Origin of the sequence: Streptomyces sp. NPDC093598 (genome assembly GCF_044764825.1) — a bacterium.
In the GTDB taxonomy this organism is placed as follows: domain Bacteria; phylum Actinomycetota; class Actinomycetes; order Streptomycetales; family Streptomycetaceae; genus Streptomyces.
The window spans coordinates 51,109-71,192 of sequence record NZ_JBIWIV010000020.1 but is presented as its reverse complement, the minus strand read 5'-3'; the positions used below and the strand labels follow the sequence as shown (position 1 = coordinate 71,192).

Annotated in this window: 21 protein-coding genes; 10 read left to right on the top strand and 11 right to left on the bottom strand. The window is 70.3% G+C overall.

The window, feature by feature from the left end:
• Positions 1 to 55: 55 nt before the first annotated feature.
• The 3 genes from ACIRDU_RS35285 to ACIRDU_RS35275 all read right to left on the bottom strand — a co-directional run bounded on the left by ACIRDU_RS35285 (position 56) and on the right by ACIRDU_RS35275 (position 3,487).
• The gene (locus tag ACIRDU_RS35285) at positions 56 to 1,573 is read right to left on the bottom strand and encodes a cellulase family glycosylhydrolase (RefSeq protein ID WP_403587558.1); all 1,518 of its coding nucleotides are present in this window, start codon (positions 1,571 to 1,573) and stop codon (positions 56 to 58) included.
• 136 nt (positions 1,574 to 1,709) lie between these two features.
• On the bottom strand, positions 1,710 to 2,531 hold the full coding sequence (locus ACIRDU_RS35280; protein WP_403587555.1) for an ABC transporter permease: 822 nt from the start codon (positions 2,529 to 2,531) through the stop codon (positions 1,710 to 1,712).
• Positions 2,528 to 3,487, bottom strand: coding sequence for an ATP-binding cassette domain-containing protein (locus tag ACIRDU_RS35275; protein WP_403587553.1), 960 nt, complete (start codon positions 3,485 to 3,487; stop codon positions 2,528 to 2,530). The genes ACIRDU_RS35280 and ACIRDU_RS35275 overlap by 4 nt, the downstream gene beginning before the upstream one ends.
• 111 nt (positions 3,488 to 3,598) lie before the next feature.
• Here ACIRDU_RS35275 and ACIRDU_RS35270 point away from each other — a divergent pair, with 111 nt between their 5' ends.
• A complete protein-coding gene (locus tag ACIRDU_RS35270; protein ID WP_403587550.1) occupies positions 3,599 to 4,372 on the top strand; it encodes a TetR/AcrR family transcriptional regulator in 774 nt (257 codons plus the stop codon).
• Positions 4,373 to 4,384: 12 nt separating this feature from the next.
• On the opposite strand, the gene ACIRDU_RS35265 is transcribed toward ACIRDU_RS35270, so the two are convergent.
• Positions 4,385 to 4,846: an ester cyclase gene (locus ACIRDU_RS35265; protein WP_403587547.1), complete on the bottom strand. Its 462-nt coding sequence runs from the start codon at positions 4,844 to 4,846 to the stop codon at positions 4,385 to 4,387.
• Between the two features lie 82 nt (positions 4,847 to 4,928).
• On the opposite strand from ACIRDU_RS35265, the gene ACIRDU_RS35260 reads away from it, so the two are divergent.
• The gene (locus tag ACIRDU_RS35260; RefSeq protein WP_403587544.1) at positions 4,929 to 5,396 is read left to right on the top strand and encodes a MarR family winged helix-turn-helix transcriptional regulator; all 468 of its coding nucleotides are present in this window, start codon (positions 4,929 to 4,931) and stop codon (positions 5,394 to 5,396) included.
• 37 nt (positions 5,397 to 5,433) lie between these two features.
• On the opposite strand, the gene ACIRDU_RS35255 is transcribed toward ACIRDU_RS35260, so the two are convergent.
• A complete protein-coding gene (locus tag ACIRDU_RS35255) occupies positions 5,434 to 6,408 on the bottom strand; it encodes a WD40 repeat domain-containing protein (protein ID WP_403587542.1) in 975 nt (324 codons plus the stop codon).
• Positions 6,409 to 6,530: 122 nt separating this feature from the next.
• On the opposite strand from ACIRDU_RS35255, the gene ACIRDU_RS35250 reads away from it, so the two are divergent.
• Together ACIRDU_RS35250 and ACIRDU_RS35245 are read left to right on the top strand one after the other, a co-directional pair.
• Positions 6,531 to 7,205 carry a GDSL-type esterase/lipase family protein gene (locus ACIRDU_RS35250; protein ID WP_403587540.1) on the top strand — a complete coding sequence of 225 codons (675 nt, stop codon included), beginning with the start codon at positions 6,531 to 6,533 and terminating at the stop codon, positions 7,203 to 7,205.
• Between the two features lie 75 nt (positions 7,206 to 7,280).
• Positions 7,281 to 8,273 carry an aldo/keto reductase gene (locus tag ACIRDU_RS35245; RefSeq protein WP_403587537.1) on the top strand — a complete coding sequence of 331 codons (993 nt, stop codon included), beginning with the start codon at positions 7,281 to 7,283 and terminating at the stop codon, positions 8,271 to 8,273.
• A 286-nt stretch (positions 8,274 to 8,559) separates the two neighbouring features.
• Here ACIRDU_RS35245 and thpR read toward each other — a convergent pair whose 3' ends face one another.
• On the bottom strand, positions 8,560 to 9,132 hold the full coding sequence (gene thpR, locus ACIRDU_RS35240; protein ID WP_403587535.1) for an RNA 2',3'-cyclic phosphodiesterase: 573 nt from the start codon (positions 9,130 to 9,132) through the stop codon (positions 8,560 to 8,562).
• Positions 9,133 to 9,157: 25 nt separating this feature from the next.
• On the opposite strand from thpR, the gene ACIRDU_RS35235 reads away from it, so the two are divergent.
• Positions 9,158 to 9,679, top strand: a complete 522-nt coding sequence (locus ACIRDU_RS35235; protein WP_403587532.1) for a GNAT family N-acetyltransferase — start codon at positions 9,158 to 9,160, stop codon at positions 9,677 to 9,679.
• Positions 9,680 to 9,774: 95 nt separating this feature from the next.
• A complete protein-coding gene (locus tag ACIRDU_RS35230; RefSeq protein ID WP_403587529.1) occupies positions 9,775 to 10,362 on the top strand; it encodes a Uma2 family endonuclease in 588 nt (195 codons plus the stop codon).
• Positions 10,363 to 10,369: 7 nt separating this feature from the next.
• Here the strand turns inward: ACIRDU_RS35230 and ACIRDU_RS35225 are convergent, their stop codons facing one another.
• Both ACIRDU_RS35225 and ACIRDU_RS35220 read right to left on the bottom strand, forming a co-directional pair.
• Positions 10,370 to 11,743, bottom strand: coding sequence for an MFS transporter (locus tag ACIRDU_RS35225; protein ID WP_403587527.1), 1,374 nt, complete (start codon positions 11,741 to 11,743; stop codon positions 10,370 to 10,372).
• A 26-nt stretch (positions 11,744 to 11,769) separates the two neighbouring features.
• The gene (locus ACIRDU_RS35220; RefSeq protein ID WP_104786119.1) at positions 11,770 to 12,207 is read right to left on the bottom strand and encodes a MarR family winged helix-turn-helix transcriptional regulator; all 438 of its coding nucleotides are present in this window, start codon (positions 12,205 to 12,207) and stop codon (positions 11,770 to 11,772) included.
• A gap of 149 nt (positions 12,208 to 12,356) precedes the next feature.
• Here ACIRDU_RS35220 and ACIRDU_RS35215 point away from each other — a divergent pair, with 149 nt between their 5' ends.
• Positions 12,357 to 12,590, top strand: a complete 234-nt coding sequence (locus ACIRDU_RS35215) for a ribbon-helix-helix protein, CopG family (RefSeq protein WP_403587524.1) — start codon at positions 12,357 to 12,359, stop codon at positions 12,588 to 12,590.
• Here the strand turns inward: ACIRDU_RS35215 and ACIRDU_RS35210 are convergent.
• The gene (locus ACIRDU_RS35210) at positions 12,560 to 14,011 is read right to left on the bottom strand and encodes an NCS2 family permease (protein ID WP_403587522.1); all 1,452 of its coding nucleotides are present in this window, start codon (positions 14,009 to 14,011) and stop codon (positions 12,560 to 12,562) included. The genes ACIRDU_RS35215 and ACIRDU_RS35210 overlap by 31 nt on opposite strands.
• A 117-nt stretch (positions 14,012 to 14,128) precedes the next feature.
• Between ACIRDU_RS35210 and ACIRDU_RS35205 the strand changes: the two genes are divergently transcribed.
• The 3 genes from ACIRDU_RS35205 (at position 14,129) to ACIRDU_RS35195 (ending at position 18,082) form a co-directional block, all read left to right on the top strand.
• Positions 14,129 to 14,404 (top strand): DUF2530 domain-containing protein, encoded by a 276-nt coding sequence (locus tag ACIRDU_RS35205; RefSeq protein ID WP_403587519.1) that lies wholly within the window; start codon positions 14,129 to 14,131, stop codon positions 14,402 to 14,404.
• A gap of 305 nt (positions 14,405 to 14,709) precedes the next feature.
• Positions 14,710 to 15,555, top strand: coding sequence for a class I SAM-dependent methyltransferase (locus ACIRDU_RS35200; RefSeq protein ID WP_403587516.1), 846 nt, complete (start codon positions 14,710 to 14,712; stop codon positions 15,553 to 15,555).
• A gap of 133 nt (positions 15,556 to 15,688) precedes the next feature.
• Complete coding sequence (locus ACIRDU_RS35195) at positions 15,689 to 18,082, top strand: HAD-IC family P-type ATPase (RefSeq protein WP_403587514.1); 2,394 nt, start codon at positions 15,689 to 15,691, stop codon at positions 18,080 to 18,082.
• A gap of 4 nt (positions 18,083 to 18,086) precedes the next feature.
• On the opposite strand, the gene ACIRDU_RS35190 is transcribed toward ACIRDU_RS35195, so the two are convergent.
• Both ACIRDU_RS35190 and ACIRDU_RS35185 read right to left on the bottom strand, forming a co-directional pair.
• Positions 18,087 to 18,941: a hypothetical protein gene (locus ACIRDU_RS35190; RefSeq protein ID WP_403587511.1), complete on the bottom strand. Its 855-nt coding sequence runs from the start codon at positions 18,939 to 18,941 to the stop codon at positions 18,087 to 18,089.
• Between the two features lie 217 nt (positions 18,942 to 19,158).
• On the bottom strand, positions 19,159 to 20,067 hold the full coding sequence (locus tag ACIRDU_RS35185; protein ID WP_403587508.1) for a hypothetical protein: 909 nt from the start codon (positions 20,065 to 20,067) through the stop codon (positions 19,159 to 19,161).
• Positions 20,068 to 20,084: the final 17 nt, after the last annotated feature.

Here is a 20,084-nt window from a genome sequence, read left to right as displayed (position 1 = left end):
ACGGGTGTGATCCGGAGGCGCCCGGTGTGCACCGAGCACCCCCGTCACACCGCCGTCATGTCGCCGTGCAGCTCACGCTCGGCGCAGCCCCGCCCCCGGGAGCCCCTCCGAGGCCGAAGCTCGCCGAACCGCCCACCGGCACGCTCCCGTTGTGCGCGGCGTTGACAGCCGTCACGCTGCTCCCGCTCTGCGTGTACGACGCGTTCCACATGCTGGTGACCTTCTGCGCACCGCTCCACGCCCAGGTGACCTTCCAGGACTTCAGCGGCGTGCCGCCCGTGTTGGTCACCCTCACCTCGGCGTTGAAACCGCCGCCCCAGTCGCTGCTCACGGCGTAGACGGCGGTGCAGGCGGCCGTGCCGCCGGGGTCACCCGGCCCGCCGGGGTCCGGCCCGGGACCGCCCCCCTCGAACCCCGGCGCCTTGATCGCCTTGAGGTACCCGTCCTTCGCGGTGTCCACCGTCTGCCAGTCGTCCTTGAGGATGCCTCCCGTGTCACCGGAGTTGGGGTTCCAGGACCAGAACGTCCAGTGGAAACTGTCGGCGCCGTACGCCGACGTCGACCTCAGGTACGTCACCAGCGCGGACAGCCACCTCTGGTCCACCGTCGACTGGAGCGTCGTACCGAACTCGCCGAGCCACACCGGGGCGATGTTCTGCTTGAAGATGTAGCCCCAGTACTTGTCCCAGACGCCCGGCATGTTCGCGGGGAACGACGGGTCACCGAACCACGGCTGCTGGGCCACCGACGTGGCGTAGTCGTGGGCCGAGTAGACCAGCCGGTTCGGGACGTCCAGCTGGACCGGGTACTGGGCCACGCCCATCAGGTTGCCGCCCCACCAGCCGTTCGCGCCGTTGTACGACTGCACGCCCTCGACCATGATCAGCAGCTCGGGGTTGACCGACAGCACCGCGTTGCCCGCGCGCTGTGCGGCCAGGCGCCAGTCGCGGGAGGTGTCGCCGCAGCCCCAGCAGGCCGGGTCGCGCGGCTCGTTGTGCAGGTCGATGCCGATCACGGTGGAGTTGCCCTTGTAGCGGGTCGCCAGGGCCTTCAGGTTGGTGATCCACGTCGACTCGGGGACCGACGAGGTGTACCAGAGGGCCGACTGCCCGGCCGCGTCCGGGCGGTGCCGGTCCAGGACGATCTTCAGGCCGGACTGACCGGCGTAGGCCACGATCCGGTCCAGGACCTGGAGGGACGTGAGCCCTCGCAGGTCGGTGTTCTTGCCGTCGTGGTTGATGCTGTCGGGCATGGTGCCGGGCTTGAGGATGTCGTCGCTGTAGGGCATGCGGATGGTGTTGTAGCCCAGCGACTTCATCTGGTCGATCATGCTCTTGTAGTCGCGGACCCACAGGCCGTGGACGACGTGGTTGGCGGTCTCGAAGCCGAACCAGTTGACGCCGGCGATACGGACCGGCTGTCCGGCCGCGTCCAGGATCTGACGGCCGCTGGTGTGCCAGTAGCCGGCGCCGGCGGCCTTCGCGTCCACGTCGGCGTGTGCCGACTGCACACCCGCCAGCGGTAACAGGAGCGCCGCGGCAACACACAGCGCTCTGCGCAGAGTGCGGAACATGTGGCTGCTTCCTCTCGGGGGGAGGCGCGGCACCCGGAACAGAATGGGAGCGCTCCCATAACGCCGCGCACCTCCCAGAGAACTGACGCACCATGAGCACGTCAAGACTCCGGGAGGTGTGCGACCGCCACAACCGCTATCGGCTGAGCTTCTTGAACCGCCGTACGGCCAGCGGCAGGAAGACCGCCGTCAGGATCACCGGCCACACCCCGGCCATCAGCAGCGCGTGCTGCTCCACCCAGGAGTCGCCACCCCCGACCGGCGTTCCGAAGAGCTCGCGGGTCGCCGCCGCCGTCGAGGAGATCGGGTTCCAGGCCGCCACCCAGCCGAGCCAGTCGGGCATGAGCTGCGGCGCCACGAAGATGCTGGAGATCATCGTCAGCGGGAAGGCGACCGCGAACAGGCCGCCCGCCGCCTCCGGGTTGGGCACCAGCAGGCCGAGCCACACGCCGATCCAGATGAGCGCGAACCGCAGCCAGAGCAGGAGCCCGAACGCGGCGAGGAAGCCGAAGCCGCCGTCCGGGCGCCAGCCCATGGCGAACGCGGTGAGCATCATGATGGCCAGCTCGGCGCAGGCGACGATCAGGTCGGTGACTCCGCGCCCGGCCACCACGGCCGAGGAGGCCATCGGCATCGAGCGGAAGCGGTCGATGACGCCCTTGGTGGAGTCGTAGACCACGACGGTCGCGGTGTTGATGAAGCCGAACGCCATGGTCATCACGAACATGCCCGGCATCAGGAAGTCCTTGTAGTCCCCGCCGCCCGGCACCGTCATCGCGCTGCCGAAGACGTAGCCGTAGAGCAGCACGGACAGGATCGGGAAGCCCAGCTGCCAGGCGATGTTGATCGGCTGGCGCTGGTAGTGCGTCAGGCCGCGGCGGACGATGTTCCAGCAGTCGGCGAGCAGCCAGTACGTACCGCTCCGCGTACCGGGTGTGCTCAGGTCGGTGGCGCTCATGCTGCGGACTCCTTCTCGGTCCGGTGTCCGGTCAGGCGCAGGAACACGTCGTCGAGGCTCGGCCTGCGCAGCCCGATGTCCTCGACGCGGACGCCCTCGTCCTGGAGGGTCCGCGCCACTTCGGTGAGGGCCGTGACCCGGTCGGTGACCGGGGCGTGCACCCGCAACTCGGTCTCCTCCGCCTCGGGTTCGCCGTCCGTGACCCGGGCGACGACCTTCACGACCCGCGGGATCTCGGACCGCTCGGCGACCACGACCTCGATCCGGTCGCCGCCGACCAGGTTCTTCAGCCCGTCCGGGGTGTCGTCGGCGATGGCCCGGCCCTGGTCGATGACCGTGATGCGCGAGGCCAGCTTGTCGGCCTCCTCCAGGTACTGCGTGGTCAGCAGCACGGTCGTGCCGCCCGCCACCAGTGCCCGGACGGAGTCCCACACCTCACCCCGGCTGCGGGGGTCGAGACCCGTCGTCGGCTCGTCGAGGAAGAGGACGGCCGGGGCGAGGATCATCGACGCCGCGAGGTCGAGGCGGCGCCGCATGCCGCCGCTGTACTTGCCGACGCCCCGGTCGGCGGCGTCGGTCAGGTCGAACTGCTCCAGCAGCTCGGTCGCCCTGAGCTTGGCGCGCCTGCCGCCCAGGTGGAACAGGCGGCCGAACATCTCCAGGTTCTGCCGGCCGGTGAGCACCTCGTCCACCGCCGCGTACTGGCCCGTGAGCCCGATCCGCGCCCGCACCTCACGCGCCTGCCGGGCCACGTCCAGCCCGGCGACCGTCGCACCGCCCCCGTCCAGATGGATCAGCGTGGACAGGATGCGGACGGCGGTGGTCTTGCCCGCCCCGTTCGGCCCGAGCAGGCCGTGCACCGTGCCTTCGCGCACCGCCAGGTCGAAACCGTCGAGGGCACGCTTCTCGCCGTACCGCTTCTCCAACGCCTCGGCCCGCACCGCGTATCCGTCCATGCCGCCCCTCCCGTTTGTGTGTGCCGTGCCCGGCATCCCGAACTGAGTACAGCGTACCCGATTGCGCGTACGTTGTACCCAGTTTTTCTCCGGGGACCTAAGCTGGGTTCCATGACGAGCGGTACGAGCGGCACGGGCGGCACGGAGACCAGCGGGAGCGGCGATATCGCGCGCACCCTCGAACTGCTGTGGGACACCGGCCGGCGCCCCAGTCGCGGCCCCAAGCCGACATTGACCCTGGACCGGATCGTGGAAGCCGCCGTCCGGGTGGCGGACACCGAGGGACTGGAGGGGCTCTCCATGCGCCGCGTCGCCGCCGAGCTCGGCACCGGCACGATGTCGCTGTACCGGTACGTCCCCGGCAAGGGCGAACTGCTCGACCTCATGCTGGACCGGGTACAGCGCCCCTCCGAGAACCCTGCCGACCTCGGCGACGGCGGCTGGCGCGCGGCCCTGGAGGCACTGGGCCGCGAGACCCTCGCCCTCTACCGCCGCCACCCCTGGCTGCTCCAGGTCAACCAGTCCCGCCCGATCCTCGGCCCGAGCGCCCTCGACGGCATGGAGAAGGTCCTCACCCTGATCCGCCCGATGGGCCTGACCGACCCCGAACTGGTCTCCGCGATCATCATGATCGACGGATACGTCGTCGGGGCCGCGCGCACGCAGCTGTACCAGCAGGAGGCGGAGCGCCGGACGGGCCTGACGGACACCGAGTTCTGGCAGGCGCAGGTGCCGGTGCTGGAGAAGGTCCTGGCCTCGGGCCGCTACCCGGTCATGGCGTCCCTCTCGGAGGACGCCTTCGGCACGGACTTCGACCACTTCGAGTTCGGCTTGCAGCGGATCCTGGACGGACTGGAGGTACTGGTGGCGGCACGCAAGGCGTAGGTGCTCGGGCCGTCAGGACCGGGCCGGGCCGTTGGGGCCCGAGACGGCGCCGAGCTGGGCGAGGCCGGACAGCACGTCGGTGCAGGTCCAGTACTCGACGAACCTGCCGCCGGCGACCCGAAGGATGTCGTGGCCGCTGAATTCGACCGGGGTGCCGGGCGGGGCCGCGGCGTGCTCCAGGCCGCCCGTATACCGTGCGCGCAGCGTCCAGCGTGCCGCGACGAGGTCGCCCTGGACGATCGGCCCGAGGTCCACGGTGATGCCGACGTCCCCGAACACCGCCATGGTCTGCTCGATCTCGGGGAGCAGCCGGGCCGGACCCGTCACCGCCTCCGAGTCGCTGCCGTCCGGCCGCGCCTGGTGCACGACGAAACCGGGATCGAGGATCTCGTCGGCAGGGCTGAAGTCGCCGTGCCACAGCGCGGTCCAGCGGCCGTACAGCTCGGTCATCCGCTCGGCGGACAGGGTGCTCATGATGCGCTCCTTCGCAGGGGGGTATTATCTGCGTCACAAAGTGTCTGCGTGACGCAGGGAATTGAAGGGCGGATGCCGGGTCGTGTCAATCGAGAATCGTGAGGACCTGCTCGCGGCCGTCACCGTGGCCGCCCGGCGGCAGCACGCCGCGTACACCCTCTTCAACCAGGCCATGGCGGACCGGCTGGGACTGCATCCGACGGATCTGCAGTGCGTGAGCCTGCTCGGCCTTGAGCCCGAACCACTCACCACGGGCGAGATCGCCAAGCTGACCGGCCTCACCTCGGGTTCGGCCACCCGGCTCGTCGACCGGCTGGAGCGGGCGGGACTGGTCGAGAGGAGGCCGGACGCGCACGACCGCAGAAGGACCCGCGTCTCGCTCACCGCCCGGCGAGCACCGGAGGCGGAAGCCGCGTGGGACGCCCCCGGCAGCGCCTTCGCCGAACTGCTCGCCGAGTTCGGCGACGAGGAACTCGCGGTGATCGAGCGCTACTTGCGCCAGTCCACCCAGGTGGGATCCGCCCAGGCGGCACGGCTGCGCGAGCGGTAGCCCGGCACATCGTGCCCGGGCCGGGGAGCGGGCGCCTTCAGCCCCGCCGCCGCATCCCCCGCACCCCCAGCACGACCACCAGAAGGACACCCGCGCCGATCGCGCCCGTCTTGAGATCGCCGCCCAGTCCGTCTCCCCCGCCGTCGGACGCGGCCGAACCGCCGTTCCCGGAGGAGGAGTCGGACCCCCCGCTGCCGGGAGCGTCCTGCGGCTCCACGGGGCTGTCCGCCCCCTCGGCGCCGTACATCAGCTTCTTGCCGTCCACGGTGTAGGTGACGGACTCCCCCTGCCCCAGGAACGGCACGCCGAGCCGTTCCTTCTTTTTGATCTCCCCGCCGTTCCAGTCGTACGCGATCGCGCCGAAGTAGCTGCGTACGACGAGGTGTTCGCCGTCCGGGGAGAGCGTGGCGTCGGTGGCCTCCAGGTCGGGGACGGCCGCGACGGGGCGGAAGGTGTTCGACCCGGAGGGCGAGAGCCGGGCCGGGCCCTCGTACAGGTGCCCGCCCTTGTCGTTCTTGTCGACGATGTAGACACGGCCCGTCTTCGGGTGCACGACGAGGGACTCGGCGTCCCGGGCGCCGTCGGAGTACTTCACGACGTACTGCGTGGCCTTGATCGTCTGGTCGCGCAGGTTCTTCGGCTCGGGCAGCCGGTAGATCCAGACGTACGGCCAGGTGCCGCCGAGGTTGTCACCGATGTCACCGACGTAGATCTGGTTGTCCGGCCCGATGGAGATGGCCTCGACGTCGCGCGGGCTGCCCACCCCGGACATGGTGATCGTGGCGACCGTCTCGCCCGTCGCGCTGTCGACGGCGTACAGGTACGCGCCGTCGTCGCTGTCGTTGTGCGTCCAGTAGATGCCGGGGTGCTGTCGCGAGGCCGCCAGGCCGCTGGACTCGGTGATGCGCGGGTCCTTGATCGTGAACTTCTCGTCGCCGTCGGCGGCGGAGGCGGGCACGGCGAGGGCGCCCGTGAGAAGGGCCGCGGCGAGAAGGGCGAACGGTCTGCGCATGCCCCAAGCCTGCCATCTGGCTCCGCGGTTCACCGGCGTAACGGATCACCGGCCGACGGCCGGCCGAGGCGCGTGTCCCGACTCACACCCCGTGGGCCGTCGTGATCGTTCATCATGAGCGGATGCTCAGGTTCATGCCCGTCGGTGACTCCATGACGATCGGAAGCACGGGCGAACACACATGGCGTTACCGGCTGTGGCAGCACCTGTGCCGTTCCTGCAGCGGCCCCTTCACCCTCGTCGGCCCGCGCGAGACGCTCTACGACAAGCTCGCCGAGGCCCCGGTGTCGTACGCCTACGCCGAACCGGACTTCCCGCGTGCCCACCTGGCCGGCTGGGGCGAGGGCTGGCAGCACATGGCACCGCTGATCGGCGATGCGGTGCGCTCGTGCCGCGCGGACGTGCTCCTGGTCTCCCTCGGCCTGATCGACCTGGGCTTCTACACGAACGCCGAGCAGACCGCCGAGAACGTCCGGGTCTTCGCGGCCGAGGCGCGGGCGGCGAACCGGCGGGTGGGCATGGTGTGGCTGCCGGTCACCCCGAACGTGCGCGCCCGGTCGGACGCGGCCTTCGCCGGCGAGGTCGCCCGCTTCAACGAACTCCTCGCCAAGACGGCAGCCGACCTCGACGAGCCCGGCTCCCCCATCCTCCTGGCCTCACCCCCACCGTCGTACGACGTCGACACCGACACCTACGACGGCACCCATCCCAACGCGAGCGGCGAGCACAAGATCGCGTCGGCCTTCGCGGAGGCGATGCACCAGGGCTGGGACCTCGCCGGTCCCTACGAGAAGTAGCCGAGCTCGACGGGCCGCGGCATCTTCCCGAGACCGCTTGCCTGGAGCGCACTTCAACACGTTGGCTTGGGGACCATGAAGTACACGCAGCTCGGACGCACGGGACTCAAGGTCAGCCGGCTCGTCCTCGGCACCATGAACTTCGGTCCGCAGACCGACGAGGCCGACAGTCACGCCATCATGGACGCGGCGCTGGACGCGGGCCTCAACTTCTTCGACACCGCGAATGTCTACGGCTGGGGCGAGAACAAGGGCCGCACCGAAAGCATCATCGGCAACTGGTTCGCCCAGGGCGGGGGACGGCGCGACAAGGTCGTCCTCGCCACGAAGGTGTACGGCAACATGGGCGCCGACGGCCCGGCCTGGCCCAACCACGACAAGCTGTCCGCGGTGAACATCCGGCGGGCCGTGGACGCCAGCCTCAAGCGGCTCCAGACCGACTACATCGACGTCTACCAGTTCCACCACGTCGACCGGGCCACCCCCTTCGACGAGATCTGGCAGGCGATCGACGTCCTGGTCCAGCAGGGCAAGATCCTCTACGTCGGGTCGTCGAACTTCCCCGGCTACAAGATCGCCCAGGCCAACGAGATCGCCGCCCGGCGCGGCGGGACCATCGGCCTGGTCAGCGAGCAGTGCCTGTACAACCTCGCCGAGCGGCGCGCCGAGATGGAGGTCATCCCGGCGGCGCAGGAGTACGGCCTCGGCGTCATCCCGTGGTCCCCGCTGCACGGCGGTCTGCTGGGCGGCGTGATCAGGAAGGAGGTCGAGGGCGGCCGCCGCGCCTCCGGCCGCGCGGCCGACGCGCTCGCCGACGCCGGCACCCGCGCCCGGATCCAGTCCTACGAGGACCTGCTCGACAAGCACGGCGTCGAGCCCGGCGAGGCCGCCCTGGCCTGGCTGCTCACCCGCCCCGGCGTGACCGGCCCGATCGTCGGCCCGCGCACCGCAGAGCAGCTCGCCTCGGCCGTCCGCGCGTCCGAGCTGGAGCTGTCCGAGGAGCTTCTGACCGGCCTGGACGAGATCTTCCCGGGCCCGGGGCCGAGCCCGGAGGCCTTCGCCTGGTAGTCGTGGGTGGGCCGGTGCCTCTTCCGGGGGCGCGGGGCTGCGTCAAGGTGCGGCCCCGCCGCCTGGGCGCGACCGGCCTCACCGGGCAGTAGGCCGCCCCTGACGAGCGGCGCGGGGAACTGCGCGACCGGCCCCCACCGGCCCGCAGCCGAGGGACAGCCGTCCGCAGTTCCCCCGCCGCCTGCTCTACCTCCCGAGCACCGAAGCCAGGGCGACGACGAGAAACATCAGCACGAGCACACCGGCCATGATCCGGTTGCGGGTTTTCGGGTCCACGGCACCGAGCCTAACCGGCGCCTCCGAGCGGCCAGCGCCCGACCGCCTCGTACCGGGGTTGCTCCCCCGGAACCCCGGAGGTCGGCAGATTGCTGCGCACCAGGCAGAGCTCCCGCACGGTCCAGGTCCGGCCCGTGAATCCCGCGAGGGCGTCCAGGAAGGCCCGCACATCCCCTGCCGCCCGGCTTCGCGCCACGGTCAGATGGGCCTTGTACCGCCGGTGCTCCCCCATCGGCACCCCCGCCTTGCGCGCCGCGGCCTCGGCCCGCTCGGCCAGCAGCCGCAGCGTCGCCAGATCCCCCTCGGCACCGGCCCACAGCGCCTTGCCGTGCCCGAACTGGCCCCCACCCCGTACGGCCAGCGGGAACGGCCCGGTGCGGTGCGCGGCACGCTCCAGCCGCTGCGACAGCTCCGGGACGAGCCCGTCGTCGACCTCGCCGTAGAAGGCGAGCGTGAAGTGCCAGCCGGGACGGCCGGTCCAGCGCATGCCGTCGGCGCCGGGCAGCTCCCGCAACTCGTCCACCACGGCGCCGAGTTCCCGGCACACCTCGTCAGGGGGCAGCACGGCCGCGAAGAGTCTCATGGGGCCAGCCTGGCACCATGAGGCCATGCGGATCACCATCCGGGACGGCGGGCCCGACGACATTCCCGCGATACTCGGCATGCTCGACAGCTGCGTGGAGTGGCTGGTCTCCCAGGGGCGCACGGGGCAGTGGGGGACGCGGCCCCTGTCGCAGAGCCCGAAGACGGTGGAGTCCGTCGGCCGGTACGTGGCGGAGGGCAGTGTGTACATGGCCGATGTCGACGGCGTCCCCGCCGGCACGCTCACCCTCACCGACTCGGCGGGCGCCTACCTGTCGCACCTCCCGCAGCCCGGCGAACCCGAGCGCTACATCCGCTGGCTCGCCTCCGACCGCCGCTTCAAGGGGCACGGCGTGGGCAGCGTCCTCCTCGCCCACGCCGCCGGGGAGACCCGCCGGGCCGGAGTCTCCCTCCTCCGCGTCGACTGCTACGCCGGCGACGACGGCAAGCTCGTCCGCTACTACGAGTCCAACGGCTTCACCCGCACCGAGGCCTTCACGGTCGGCGAGAACGACTGGCCGGGGCAGCTGCTGGCCCGGCGGGTGTAGGCGGTCTCCGGCCCGGGCGTGTCCAGGTCACCGTGCGTATCGTTGTACCGCGCGGCCGGGCCCATCCGCGGGTGCGGCCGGGGAGGAGCGCCACGATGACCGTCCTTGACGACAGGATCGAGATGGCCGACAGCAGCGGTGAACTCACCCTCGACACGCTGTTCGAGTGGGTGGAGTCGATGCCGGTCCCCGAGGGCTACAAGGTCGAGATCGTCGGGGGGAACATCTTCATGGCGCCTCAGCGGGACACCCACTGGGACATCATCCTGGACATCGTCGAGCAGCTACGCGCCAAGTACCCGCGCAAGCGCGTGAAGTCCGACGTCCGTGTCGACTACCCGGGCCACCTCAACGGCTTCGCCTCCGACATCACCGTGATGGCGGAGGGCGCGGCGAAGAACGCGAAGGGACTGTGGCGCTACCAGGACGTCGAGTTCGTCGCCGAGGTCATCTCCAGGAAGACCGGCGCCAACGACTACGGCCCGAAGAAGGACGCCTACGCCGCCGCCGGCGTGCCGGTGTACCTGATCGTGGATCCGTACACCGGCCGCTGGCATCTGCACACCAAGCCCAAGGACGGCGAGTACCGGGGCGAGCTGAGTCTGGACTTCGGGGACGAGATCGACCTGACCGCAACGGTGGTCGGGCTCGTCCTGAAGACCGGCGAGTTCCCCCGGGACTGACGCCGCCCTACGCCGCCGGGGCCAGCGCCTCCTGCTCCCGGGGGACGAAACGCACCCGGGGGTGGCCGCGGTGCCAGCCCACCGACAGGCGCAGGTTGCCGACCCGGGCCAGGATCAGGCCGATCACCGCCGCGGCGAGCGCCGCCACCGCACCGCCGGCCGCCAGGCCGACCCGTGCGCCGTAGGTGTCGGTGATCCAGCCGACGATCGGGGCGCCGACCGGGGAGCCGCCGAGGAAGACCATCATGTAGAGGGCCATGACACGGCCGCGCATGGCCGGGTCCGTGGACATCTGGATGCTGGTGTTCGTCGTGACGTTGACCGTCATGCCGAACAGGCCCAGCGGGACCATGAGCAGCGCGAACATCCACAGCGTGGGGGTCGTGGCCGCCAGTATCTCCAGCGCGCCGAAGGCCATGGCCGCCAGGATCAGCAGCCGCAGCCGGGCCGTGCCCCGCCGCGCGGCGAGCAGCGCGCCCGCGACCGAGCCGACCGCCATCAGCGTGTTGAACATGCTGTAGGCGCCCGCGCCCGCGTGGAACACGTCGTCCGCGAAGGCCGACAGGTAGACGGGGAAGTTGAAGGCGAACGTGCCGACGAAGCCGACCAGGACGATCGGCCAGATCAGCTCCGGGCGGCCGGTGACGTAACGCACGCCCTCCCGCAGCTGCCCCTTGCCCCGCGGGGCGCGCTCCACGACGTGCAGCTCGCGGGCGCGCATCAGCAGCAGGCCGGTGAGCGGCGCGATGAAGGACAGGCCGTTGAAGAGGAACGCGTAGCCGGTGCCGACGCCGGTGATGAGTATGCCCGCGACGGCGGGGCCGACCAGGCGGGCGGACTGGAAGTTCGCCGAGTTCAGGCTGACCGCGTTCTGCAGCTGCCCCGGGCCGACCAGCTCGGAGACGAAGGACTGCCGGGCCGGGTTGTCGACGACGGTCGCGAGGCCGACCGCGAACGCGGCGACGTACACGTGCCACACCTGGACGTGCCCGGTGAGCGTGAGGACGGCCAGGGCGATCGCCGTGAGCGCCATCGCCGACTGCGTCACGAGCAGCGCGGGCCGCTTGCGCAGCCGGTCGACGAGGACACCGCCGTAGAGGCCGAAGAGCAGCATCGGCAGGAACTGCAGGGCGGTCGTGATGCCGACGGCGGCGGAGGAGCCGGTGAGGCTGAGCACCAGCCAGTCCTGGGCGATGCGCTGCATCCATGTGCCGATGTTGGAGACGACCTGCCCCATGAAGAACAGGCGGTAGTTCCGCACCCTCAGGGAGGAGAACATCGAGGACTTGCGGGCGGGCCGGGCGGCGGGTGCGTCGGAGGTGGGCGGGGAATCGTGGGGGTCAGGTGCGGGGGCGGAAGCTGCTCCGGGTCCCGAACTCAAATGGGTCGCCTCCTTGCAACGGCTTCTTACAGATGCGCGAGCTTCTCCAGCACGGGGGCGGCGGCGCGCAGTTTCGCCCACTCGTCCTCGTCGAGGTTCTCCACCAGCGTGGCCAGGAACGCGTTCCGCTTGGCGCGGCTCTCCGCGAGCATGGCCTCGGCCTGCTCGGTGCGTGTGACGACCTTCTGGCGCCGGTCCTCGGGGTGCGGCTCCAGCCGGACCAGGCCTTTGGCCTCCAGCAGCGCCACGATGCGGGTCATCGACGGCGGCTGGACGTGCTCCTTGCGGGCGAGCTCGCCCGGGGTGGCCCGGCCGCACAGCGACAGGGTGCCCAGCACCGACATCTCGGTGGGGCTGAGCGACTCGTCGACCCGCTGGTGCTTGAGCCGACGGGACAGCCGCATCACGGCGGAGCGGAGGGAGTTCACGGCGGCTACGTCGTCGCCATGGTTGAGGTCCGGCATGTTCTTTAGCGTAACTCATTACTCTCGCTAAAGACCAGCCGGAACACGCAGGACCGTCCGTGACGCCCGCCACTGAACCGTGACATCACTCATATGGGTGACACGGCGGCGGAACGCGCCCCGCCGCACCGAGCGGTGCCGAGACCCTCATGGCCATGGGGACCAGCGTGCTCAGCCTGCGAATAGACCACGACCTGCTCGAACGGCTCCGGCATCATGCCGCGAAAAGGGGAATGAGCGTCCAGGACCATGTCGTCCGGACGCTCATTCGAGATGACTTCGACCAGCGGTTCCAGGCCGCCGTCGAGGAGACGGAGAGGTTCTACGGCTCCCCCGACTCGGGCGACGAGGATCAGGTCAGACCCAGCGCCGGCATCAGGTAGTAGAACGCGAACACCGCCGACACCACGTACATCGCCACCGGCACCTCCCGGCTCCGCCCGGCCGCCAGCCGCAGCACCACGAAGGTGAGGAAGCCCATGCCGATGCCGTTGGTGATCGAGTAGGTGAACGGCATCATCAGCATCGTCACGAAGGCCGGGACGGCGATCGTGTGGTCCGCCCAGTCGATCTCCTTGACCGAACCGGCCATGATCAGGAAGCCGACCGCGACCAGCGCGGGCGTGGCCGCCTGGGACGGGACCATCGTGGCGATGGGCGTCAGGAAGAGGGCGAGGGCGAAGAGGCCGCCGGTGACGACGTTCGCCAGACCCGTCCGGGCACCCTCGCCGACCCCGGCCGTGGACTCGACGAAGGCGGTCGTCGCGGAGGAGGAGCTGGCGCCGCCGGCGGCGACCGCGAGGCCGTCGACGAACAGCACCTTGTTGATGCCGGGCATCTGTCCCTCGCCGTCGGTCAGCTTCGCCTCGTCGGAGACGCCCATGATCGTGCCCATCGCGTCGAAGAAGCACGACAGCAGCACGGTGAAGACGAAGAGCACGCCGGTGAGCATGCCGACCTTGCCGAAACCGCCGAACAGGCTGACCTGCCCGATCAGCCCGAAGTCGGGGCTCGCGACCGGGTTGCCCGGCCACTTGGGCGTGGTCAGGCCCCAGCTCGGCACCTTGGCCACCGCGTTGATGATCACCGCGAGGACCGTCATGGCGACGATCGAGATCAGGATCGCGCCGGAGACCTTGCGCACGATGAGCGCGAGGGTCAGCAGGACGCCCAGCACGAAGACGAGGACCGGCCAGCCGTCGAGGTGACCGTCGCCGCCGAGCTGGAGCGGGACGGTGGTCTGGGCGACGTCCGGGATCCGGGAGACGAAGCCCGCGTCGACCAGCCCGATCAGCATGATGAACAGGCCGATGCCGATGGAGATGGCCTTGCGCAGCCCGTAGGGCACGGCGTTCATGACGCGCTCGCGCAGTCCCGTGGCGACCAGCAGCATGACCACGAACCCGGCGAGGACCACCATGCCCATCGCGTCCGGCCAGGACATCCGCGGGGCGAGCTGGAGGGCGACGACGGAGTTCACGCCGAGCCCGGCGGCCAGCGCGATCGGGACGTTGCCGATGACGCCCATGAGGAGGGTGGTGAGCGCGGCGGTGAGGGCCGTCGCGGTGACCAGCTGCCCGTTGTCGAGCTGGTGACCGTACATGTCCTTGGCGCTGCCGAGGATGATCGGGTTCAGCACGATGATGTAGGCCATCGCGAAGAAGGTGGCGAGACCGCCCCGGACCTCGCGGGACAGGGTGCTGCCCCGCTCGGAGATCCGGAAGAAGCGGTCGAGTGCGCCGTACGTGCGCCCGGCTCCCGGCTGCTGAGGGGCGGGGACCTTGGCGGGAGCCGAGGAGGACATGTGTTTGGTGTTTCCTACGAAGAGAAGTGGTCAGACACAAACCGTTTCAGTATGAACATATAAGGCCTCGATCGGCCATCTCCGCGCGTAGACCTGATCGCCTCGTAAGCTGTCCCCATGGCGAAATGGACCCCCAGACACGAGGCGCCGGAGCCCTTGGAGGGCCCCGTGGTCGCCACCATCACCGGCGGCACGCTCCTGTGGTTCGTCCTCTTCCTGGTCCAGCTCCCCTTCTACGGCTGGTTCGACGACCACGGCCACACCTGGTGGGTGTGGACCTGCCTGGCCGGCGGCGGGCTGGGACTGATCGGCGTCTGGTACGTCCGCAGGCGCGACGCCGCGATCAAACGCGCGGCGGCACAGGATCCGACGGCGACTCCCACGGCCCAGTAGGCCGAGTCGAGCCGAGACGCGCCCACGCCCGCGTACGGCGAGAAGGGGTCGTGTCGGGGGGTGTCCGCCCGCAGCGGTTGGCGCGTCGACGAACAGTCAGTCGGCGTCCGACCCCATCGCGCCGTTCCGAGGACGGACACCCCCCGGCGCGGCCCCGACCCACCCCCGACGCGAAGGCGACGCGAACGCGAACCCGCGCTCCACGACGAGACACCCGCCCGCCCCCTCCCTACGCTCAGGAGATGGCGGCGAAACGCTCGAATCCGTCGCGCGGACCCGCCGCCGGACCGGTGAGGAGCGCAGCGATGACGATGCGGAACGGCGCGGCCGAGGCCGACCGCGCCCTGAAGTCCAAGCACCGGGCGATGTGGGCCCAGGGCGACTACCCGTCCCTGGCCGCCGAGGTCATCCCGGAACTGGGCGCGATCCTGGTCGAGGCGTGCGGGGTGCGCTCCGGTCAGCGCGTGCTGGACGTGGGCGCCGGCTCCGGCAACGCCGCGATCCCGGCGGCCCTGGCCGGTGCGGACGTGGTGGCCTCCGACCTGACCCCGGAGCTGTTCGAGGCCGGCCGGCGGGTGGCCGAGAAGCAGGGCGCGCACCTCACCTGGCAGGAGGCCGACGCGGAGGCCCTGCCCTTCGGCGACGCGGAGTTCGACACCGTGCTGTCCTGCGTCGGCGTCATGTTCGCTCCGCACCACGAGCAGGCCGCCGGCGAACTCGTCCGGGTCTGCCGCCCGGGCGGGACCATCGGGCTGCTCAGCTGGACGCCGCAGGGCTTCATCGGCCGGATGTTCGCCGTGATGAAGCCGTACGCGCCACCGCCCCCGCCCGGAGCCCAGCCGCCCCCGCTGTGGGGGGACGAGGACCATGTGCGCGCCCTCCTCGGCGACGCGGTCACAGACGTGCGTGCCGAACGCCGCACGGTCCGGATCGACCGCTTCGAGACGCCCGAGATGTTCCGCGACTACTTCAAGGAGCGCTACGGCCCGACCATCAGCGTCTACAAGAACATCGCCGGCGAGCCCGAACGCGCCGCCGCCCTGGACGGTGCCCTGGTGGATCTCGCCCGCGACGGCGACCTCGGCACGGGCCCGGGCGGGACGGTCCTGGAGTGGGAGTACCTGCTCTTCACCGCCCGCCGGGCGGGCTGACATGCGGGACCGGCACCGAGGTCGGACGGCGTACAACTGCCGTACGACCACGGCATGAAGTCCGTCCTTCCCAGGTCGGATCTTCGCCGCATTCAGCGGGTGAAGCGGCAAATCCGCACGTACCGTCGAATGCATGACGCATCTCGACGCGGGTGCCCGGCCCGACTCCGCGCTGCCGGTGACGGTCACCTCCCGCGAGACCGGCCTGACCGGTGCTGAGGTCGCCGAACGGGTGGAGCGCGGCAAGGTCAACGACGTGCCGGTGCGCAGCAGCCGGTCCACCGTCGACATCGTCCGTGCGAACGTCTTCACCCGCTTCAACGCGATCATCGGCGTCCTGTGGCTGATCATGCTGGTGGTCGCGCCGATCCAGGACAGCCTCTTCGGGTTCGTGATCCTCGCGAACACCGGCATCGGGATCGTCCAGGAGTGGCGGGCGAAGAAGACGCTGGACTCGCTCGCGCTGATCGGCGAGGTGCGGCCGACCGTACGCCGGGACGGGACCGCCGCGCAGGTGAGCACGTCCGAGATCGTGCTGGACGACCTGCTCGAGATCGGGCCGGGGGACAAGGTCGTCGTCGACGGGGTCTGTGTCGAGGCCGACGGGCTGGAGATCGACGAGTCGCTGCTCACCGGTGAGGCCGACCCGGTCGTCAAGCACCCGGGCGACCAGGTCATGTCGGGCAGCTTCGTGGTCGCGGGCGGCGGGGCCTTCCAGGCGACGAAGGTCGGCCGTGAGGCCTACGCCGCCCAGCTCGCCGAGGAGGCCTCGCGCTTCACCCTCGTCCAGTCCGAACTGCGGTCGGGTATCTCCACGATCCTCAAGTACGTCACGTGGATGATGGTCCCGACCGCGATCGGCCTGATCATCAGCCAGCTGTTCGTGAAGGAGAACGCCTTCGACGACTCCGTCGCCCGCACGGTCGGTGGCATCGTCCCGATGGTCCCCGAGGGCCTGGTCCTGCTCACCTCGGTCGCCTTCGCCATCGGCGTGATCCGCCTCGGCCGCAAGCAGTGCCTGGTGCAGGAGCTGCCCGCGATCGAGGGCCTGGCCCGGGTCGACACCGTGTGCCTCGACAAGACCGGCACCCTCACCGAGGGCGGCATGGACGTCACCGAGCTGCGTCCGCTCCAGGGCGCCGACGAGACGTACGTACGCAAGGTGCTCGGTGCTCTCGGCGAGTCGGACCCGCGGCCGAACGCCTCCTTGAAGGCGATCATCGACACCTATCCGGCCGTCGAGGAGTGGCGCTGCACCGAGGCGCTGCCGTTCTCCTCGGCCCGCAAGTACAGCGGCGCCGCGTTCAGCGAGGGCGACGGGCAGAGCGGTAGGTGGCTGCTGGGCGCGCCGGACGTGCTGCTGGCGGAGGACGATCCGGCCCTGGCCGAGACCGGGCGGCTGAACGAGCAGGGCCTGAGGGTGCTGTTGCTCGCCCGGGTCGATCGGGCCCTGGACCATCCCGAGGTGACGGAGGGGGCGAAGCCCACCGCCCTGGTCGTGCTGGAGCAGCGGCTGCGGCCGGACGCCGCCGAGACCCTGCGCTACTTCGCCGACCAGAACGTCCGGGCCAAGGTCATCTCCGGTGACAACGCGGTGTCGGTCGGCGCGGTCGCCGCCAAGCTCGGCCTGTCCGGCACCACGGTGGACGCGCGCCGGCTGCCCGCCGAGCAGGAGGGGATGGCCGACGCCCTCGACGAGGGCACGGTGTTCGGGCGGGTCACCCCGCAGCAGAAGCGGAACATGGTGGGCGCGCTGCAGTCCCGCGGGCACACGGTCGCGATGACCGGTGACGGGGTGAACGACGTGCTCGCCCTGAAGGACGCCGACATCGGCGTGGCGATGGGCTCCGGCTCGGAGGCGACCCGGGCGGTGGCGCAGATCGTGCTGCTGAACAACAGCTTCGCGACGCTGCCGTCGGTGGTCGCCGAGGGGCGCCGGGTCATCGGCAACATCACGCGGGTCGCGACCCTGTTCCTCGTCAAGACGGTCTACTCGGTGCTGCTGGCCGTCCTGGTGGTCTGCTCGCAGGTGGAGTACCCGTTCCTGCCGCGTCATCTGACCCTGCTGTCGACGCTGACGATCGGCGTCCCGGCGTTCTTCCTGGCGCTCGCGCCCAACAAGGAGCGCGCGAAGCCGAACTTCGTACGGCGGGTCATGCGGTACGCGATCCCGGGCGGGGTCGTGGCGGCGGTGGCGACCTTCGCGACGTATCTGATCGCCCGGGAGCACTACACGGGTGCCGGGGCTCTGGACGCGGAGACGAGTGCGGCGACGCTGACGCTGTTCCTCATCTCGATGTGGGTGCTGGCGATCATCGCCCGGCCGTACACCTGGTGGCGGGTCGCCCTGGTCGCGTCCATGGCCGGGGCGTTCCTGCTGGTGCTGGTCGTGCCGTGGCTGCAGCACTTCTTCGCGCTGAGGCTGGTCGGGATGACGATGCCGTGGATCGCGGTCGGCATCGCGGCAGTGGCGGCGGCCGCCCTGGAACTCCTGTGGAGGTGGGTGGACCGCCGCCTGCCCGCTTGACCGGTTACTTCACGTCGACGTAGTCGCCCGTGGCGTTGACCGCCGGGGTGGTCGTCGTGCCGGCGAAGCTGAAGCGCCAGTAGCCGTCGTACTGGGCGGTGGCGGTGGCCTTCAGGTTGCCGTACTGGTCGGAGTACACCGTCTTGACCGTGGTGTACGTGCTGGTGCCCGCCTTGCGGAACTGGAGCTTGACCGGCTGGTTGGTGTAGCCGTGGTAGGTGTTGTCCTCCCAGTTGGCGCGGGACAGCTTGCCGGTGCTGGTGATCGTCTTTCCCTTGGAGACGGGCTCGGGGCCGGCGTTGACCGTCAGCTTGGAGTAGCGCTGCACCTTGGTGCTGCCGAGGCCGCCCTGCATCTTCTCGGCGTCGTCGCTGGTGACGGCGAGGGCACCGGCGCCCCAGGTGCCGGCGTCGGAGTTGAACAGGTCGCCGTCGGCCGGGCGGACGCTGATGACGCCCTTGCAGTCGAGGACCGTGGACGAGGCGGCGGTGCAGGTGGCCGGGTCGTCGCTGATGAGGACGTTGTCGGCGGCGTCGAGCGAGGAGCCGTGGTAGATCAGCGGGCCGGTGGCGAAGTGGTCGGTGCTGGTGTCGAGGTCCGCGGCGTGGGTCACGGTGAAGGTGACCGGCACGCTCACCACGTTGGTGGTGCCGACGACTATGTTCTTGCCGCTGTTCACCTTGACGTCGGAGAAGGTGACGTCGAGGGTCGACGCGGTGGTGCCCGTGCCCGCGTCGGCCGAGGCGGCGCTGAAGGCCTGCTTGCCGGACGGGGCGTCGGCGGCCTGCGCGGCCGGGACGACGAGGGCGGAGAGGGCCAGGGCGCCGGCGACGGCGGCCACGGTGGCTCGGATGCGCATGTGTTCCCCAGGTGGAGAAGTGATCTAGGAGTCTGTTGACTCACGCGATCAGATCCACGAGCCCCGGGCAGGGTTGTAGGGCGGGGCCCGGGTTTTGCCGTCTCATCCGCAACGTTTGACACACGCATGACGACTGCGCACCGGAAACGGCACCGCCGGCCCCGGTATGGCTCCGGGACCGGCGGTGCCGTCGCGTGGACGGTCGCTGCGGGCGGTGTTATCGCACGTCGACGAAGTCACCCGCGGCGTTGACCGCCGGGGTGGTCGTGGTGCCCGCGAAGGAGTAGCGGAAGTAGCCGTCGGTCGAGGCCGTGACGGTGGTCTTCAGCTCACCCGTGCTGTTCGACTTGATGGTCTTCAGCGTGGTGTAGGTGTCGCTGCCCTTCTTGCGGAACTGCAGCTTCACCGACTGGTTGGTGTAGCCGTGGTACTGGTTGTCGTCCCAGTTGGCACGGGACAGCTTGCCGGTGACCGTGATGGTCTTGCCCTTCTTCACCGGCTCGGGCGAGGCGTTGACCGTCAGCTTCGAGTAGCGCTGGAGCTTGAAGGAGTTCGTCGGGTCCTTCACCGCGACTCCGACGTTGTCCAGGTTCGGGTCCTCCGGGTCCTCGCCGTTGAACGCGACCGCGAACGCGGCCGCCTTCCAGGAGCCGGCGTCCTCGTTCAGCAGCGCGTACGGGTCGATCGCGACGGTGGCCTTGCAGCTGGCGACGGTCGCGGAGGAGTCCGTGCAGGTCGCGTCGTTGCTGTCGAAGTAGTAGATCGACTCCTCGAACGAGGCACCGCGGTACAGCTCGACACCCGCGAAGAAGTCCTCCGCGTGGATGTCCACTTCCTGGCCGTGGGTCAGCGTGAAGGACACGGGGACCTTGACCACGTTGGTGGTGCCGACGGAGATGTTCTTGCCGTTGTTGACCTTGACCGAGGAGAAGGTCGCGTTCATGGCGATCGGCTCGCCGTCCACGGCGGCGGCGAAGGCCGACCGGCCGGATCCGGCGTGGACGACCTCGCTCGCGGCGGCGATGTCCGCGGGAACCTTCGGCTCGGCGGCCTGGGCGGCGGGCACGGCGAGGGCGGAAAGGGCCAGGGCGCCGGTGACGGCGGCCACGGTGGCTCGGATACGCATGCGTTCTCCAGGTGGAG

What these genes read in the sequence shown, in the direction of transcription:
- ACIRDU_RS35200 (WP_403587516.1), top strand. Translation starts at nt 14,710, where the DNA reads ATGACGATGCGGAACGGCGCGGCCGAGGCCGACCGCGCCCTGAAGTCC.
- ACIRDU_RS35285 (WP_403587558.1), bottom strand. Translation starts at nt 1,573, where the DNA reads ATGTTCCGCACTCTGCGCAGAGCGCTGTGTGTTGCCGCGGCGCTCCTG.
- ACIRDU_RS35190 (WP_403587511.1), bottom strand. Translation starts at nt 18,941, where the DNA reads ATGCGCATCCGAGCCACCGTGGCCGCCGTCGCCGGCGCCCTGGCCCTC.
- ACIRDU_RS35280 (WP_403587555.1), bottom strand. Translation starts at nt 2,531, where the DNA reads ATGAGCGCCACCGACCTGAGCACACCCGGTACGCGGAGCGGTACGTAC.
- ACIRDU_RS35210 (WP_403587522.1), bottom strand. Translation starts at nt 14,011, where the DNA reads ATGTCCTCCTCGGCTCCCGCCAAGGTCCCCGCCCCTCAGCAGCCGGGA.
- ACIRDU_RS35195 (WP_403587514.1), top strand. Translation starts at nt 15,689, where the DNA reads ATGACGCATCTCGACGCGGGTGCCCGGCCCGACTCCGCGCTGCCGGTG.
- ACIRDU_RS35220 (WP_104786119.1), bottom strand. Translation starts at nt 12,207, where the DNA reads ATGCCGGACCTCAACCATGGCGACGACGTAGCCGCCGTGAACTCCCTC.
- ACIRDU_RS35215 (WP_403587524.1), top strand. Translation starts at nt 12,357, where the DNA reads ATGGCCATGGGGACCAGCGTGCTCAGCCTGCGAATAGACCACGACCTG.
- thpR (WP_403587535.1), bottom strand. Translation starts at nt 9,132, where the DNA reads ATGAGACTCTTCGCGGCCGTGCTGCCCCCTGACGAGGTGTGCCGGGAA.
- ACIRDU_RS35250 (WP_403587540.1), top strand. Translation starts at nt 6,531, where the DNA reads ATGCTCAGGTTCATGCCCGTCGGTGACTCCATGACGATCGGAAGCACG.
- ACIRDU_RS35265 (WP_403587547.1), bottom strand. Translation starts at nt 4,846, where the DNA reads ATGAGCACCCTGTCCGCCGAGCGGATGACCGAGCTGTACGGCCGCTGG.
- ACIRDU_RS35245 (WP_403587537.1), top strand. Translation starts at nt 7,281, where the DNA reads ATGAAGTACACGCAGCTCGGACGCACGGGACTCAAGGTCAGCCGGCTC.
- ACIRDU_RS35235 (WP_403587532.1), top strand. Translation starts at nt 9,158, where the DNA reads ATGCGGATCACCATCCGGGACGGCGGGCCCGACGACATTCCCGCGATA.
- ACIRDU_RS35230 (WP_403587529.1), top strand. Translation starts at nt 9,775, where the DNA reads ATGACCGTCCTTGACGACAGGATCGAGATGGCCGACAGCAGCGGTGAA.
- ACIRDU_RS35185 (WP_403587508.1), bottom strand. Translation starts at nt 20,067, where the DNA reads ATGCGTATCCGAGCCACCGTGGCCGCCGTCACCGGCGCCCTGGCCCTT.
- ACIRDU_RS35275 (WP_403587553.1), bottom strand. Translation starts at nt 3,487, where the DNA reads ATGGACGGATACGCGGTGCGGGCCGAGGCGTTGGAGAAGCGGTACGGC.
- ACIRDU_RS35205 (WP_403587519.1), top strand. Translation starts at nt 14,129, where the DNA reads ATGGCGAAATGGACCCCCAGACACGAGGCGCCGGAGCCCTTGGAGGGC.
- ACIRDU_RS35270 (WP_403587550.1), top strand. Translation starts at nt 3,599, where the DNA reads ATGACGAGCGGTACGAGCGGCACGGGCGGCACGGAGACCAGCGGGAGC.
- ACIRDU_RS35255 (WP_403587542.1), bottom strand. Translation starts at nt 6,408, where the DNA reads ATGCGCAGACCGTTCGCCCTTCTCGCCGCGGCCCTTCTCACGGGCGCC.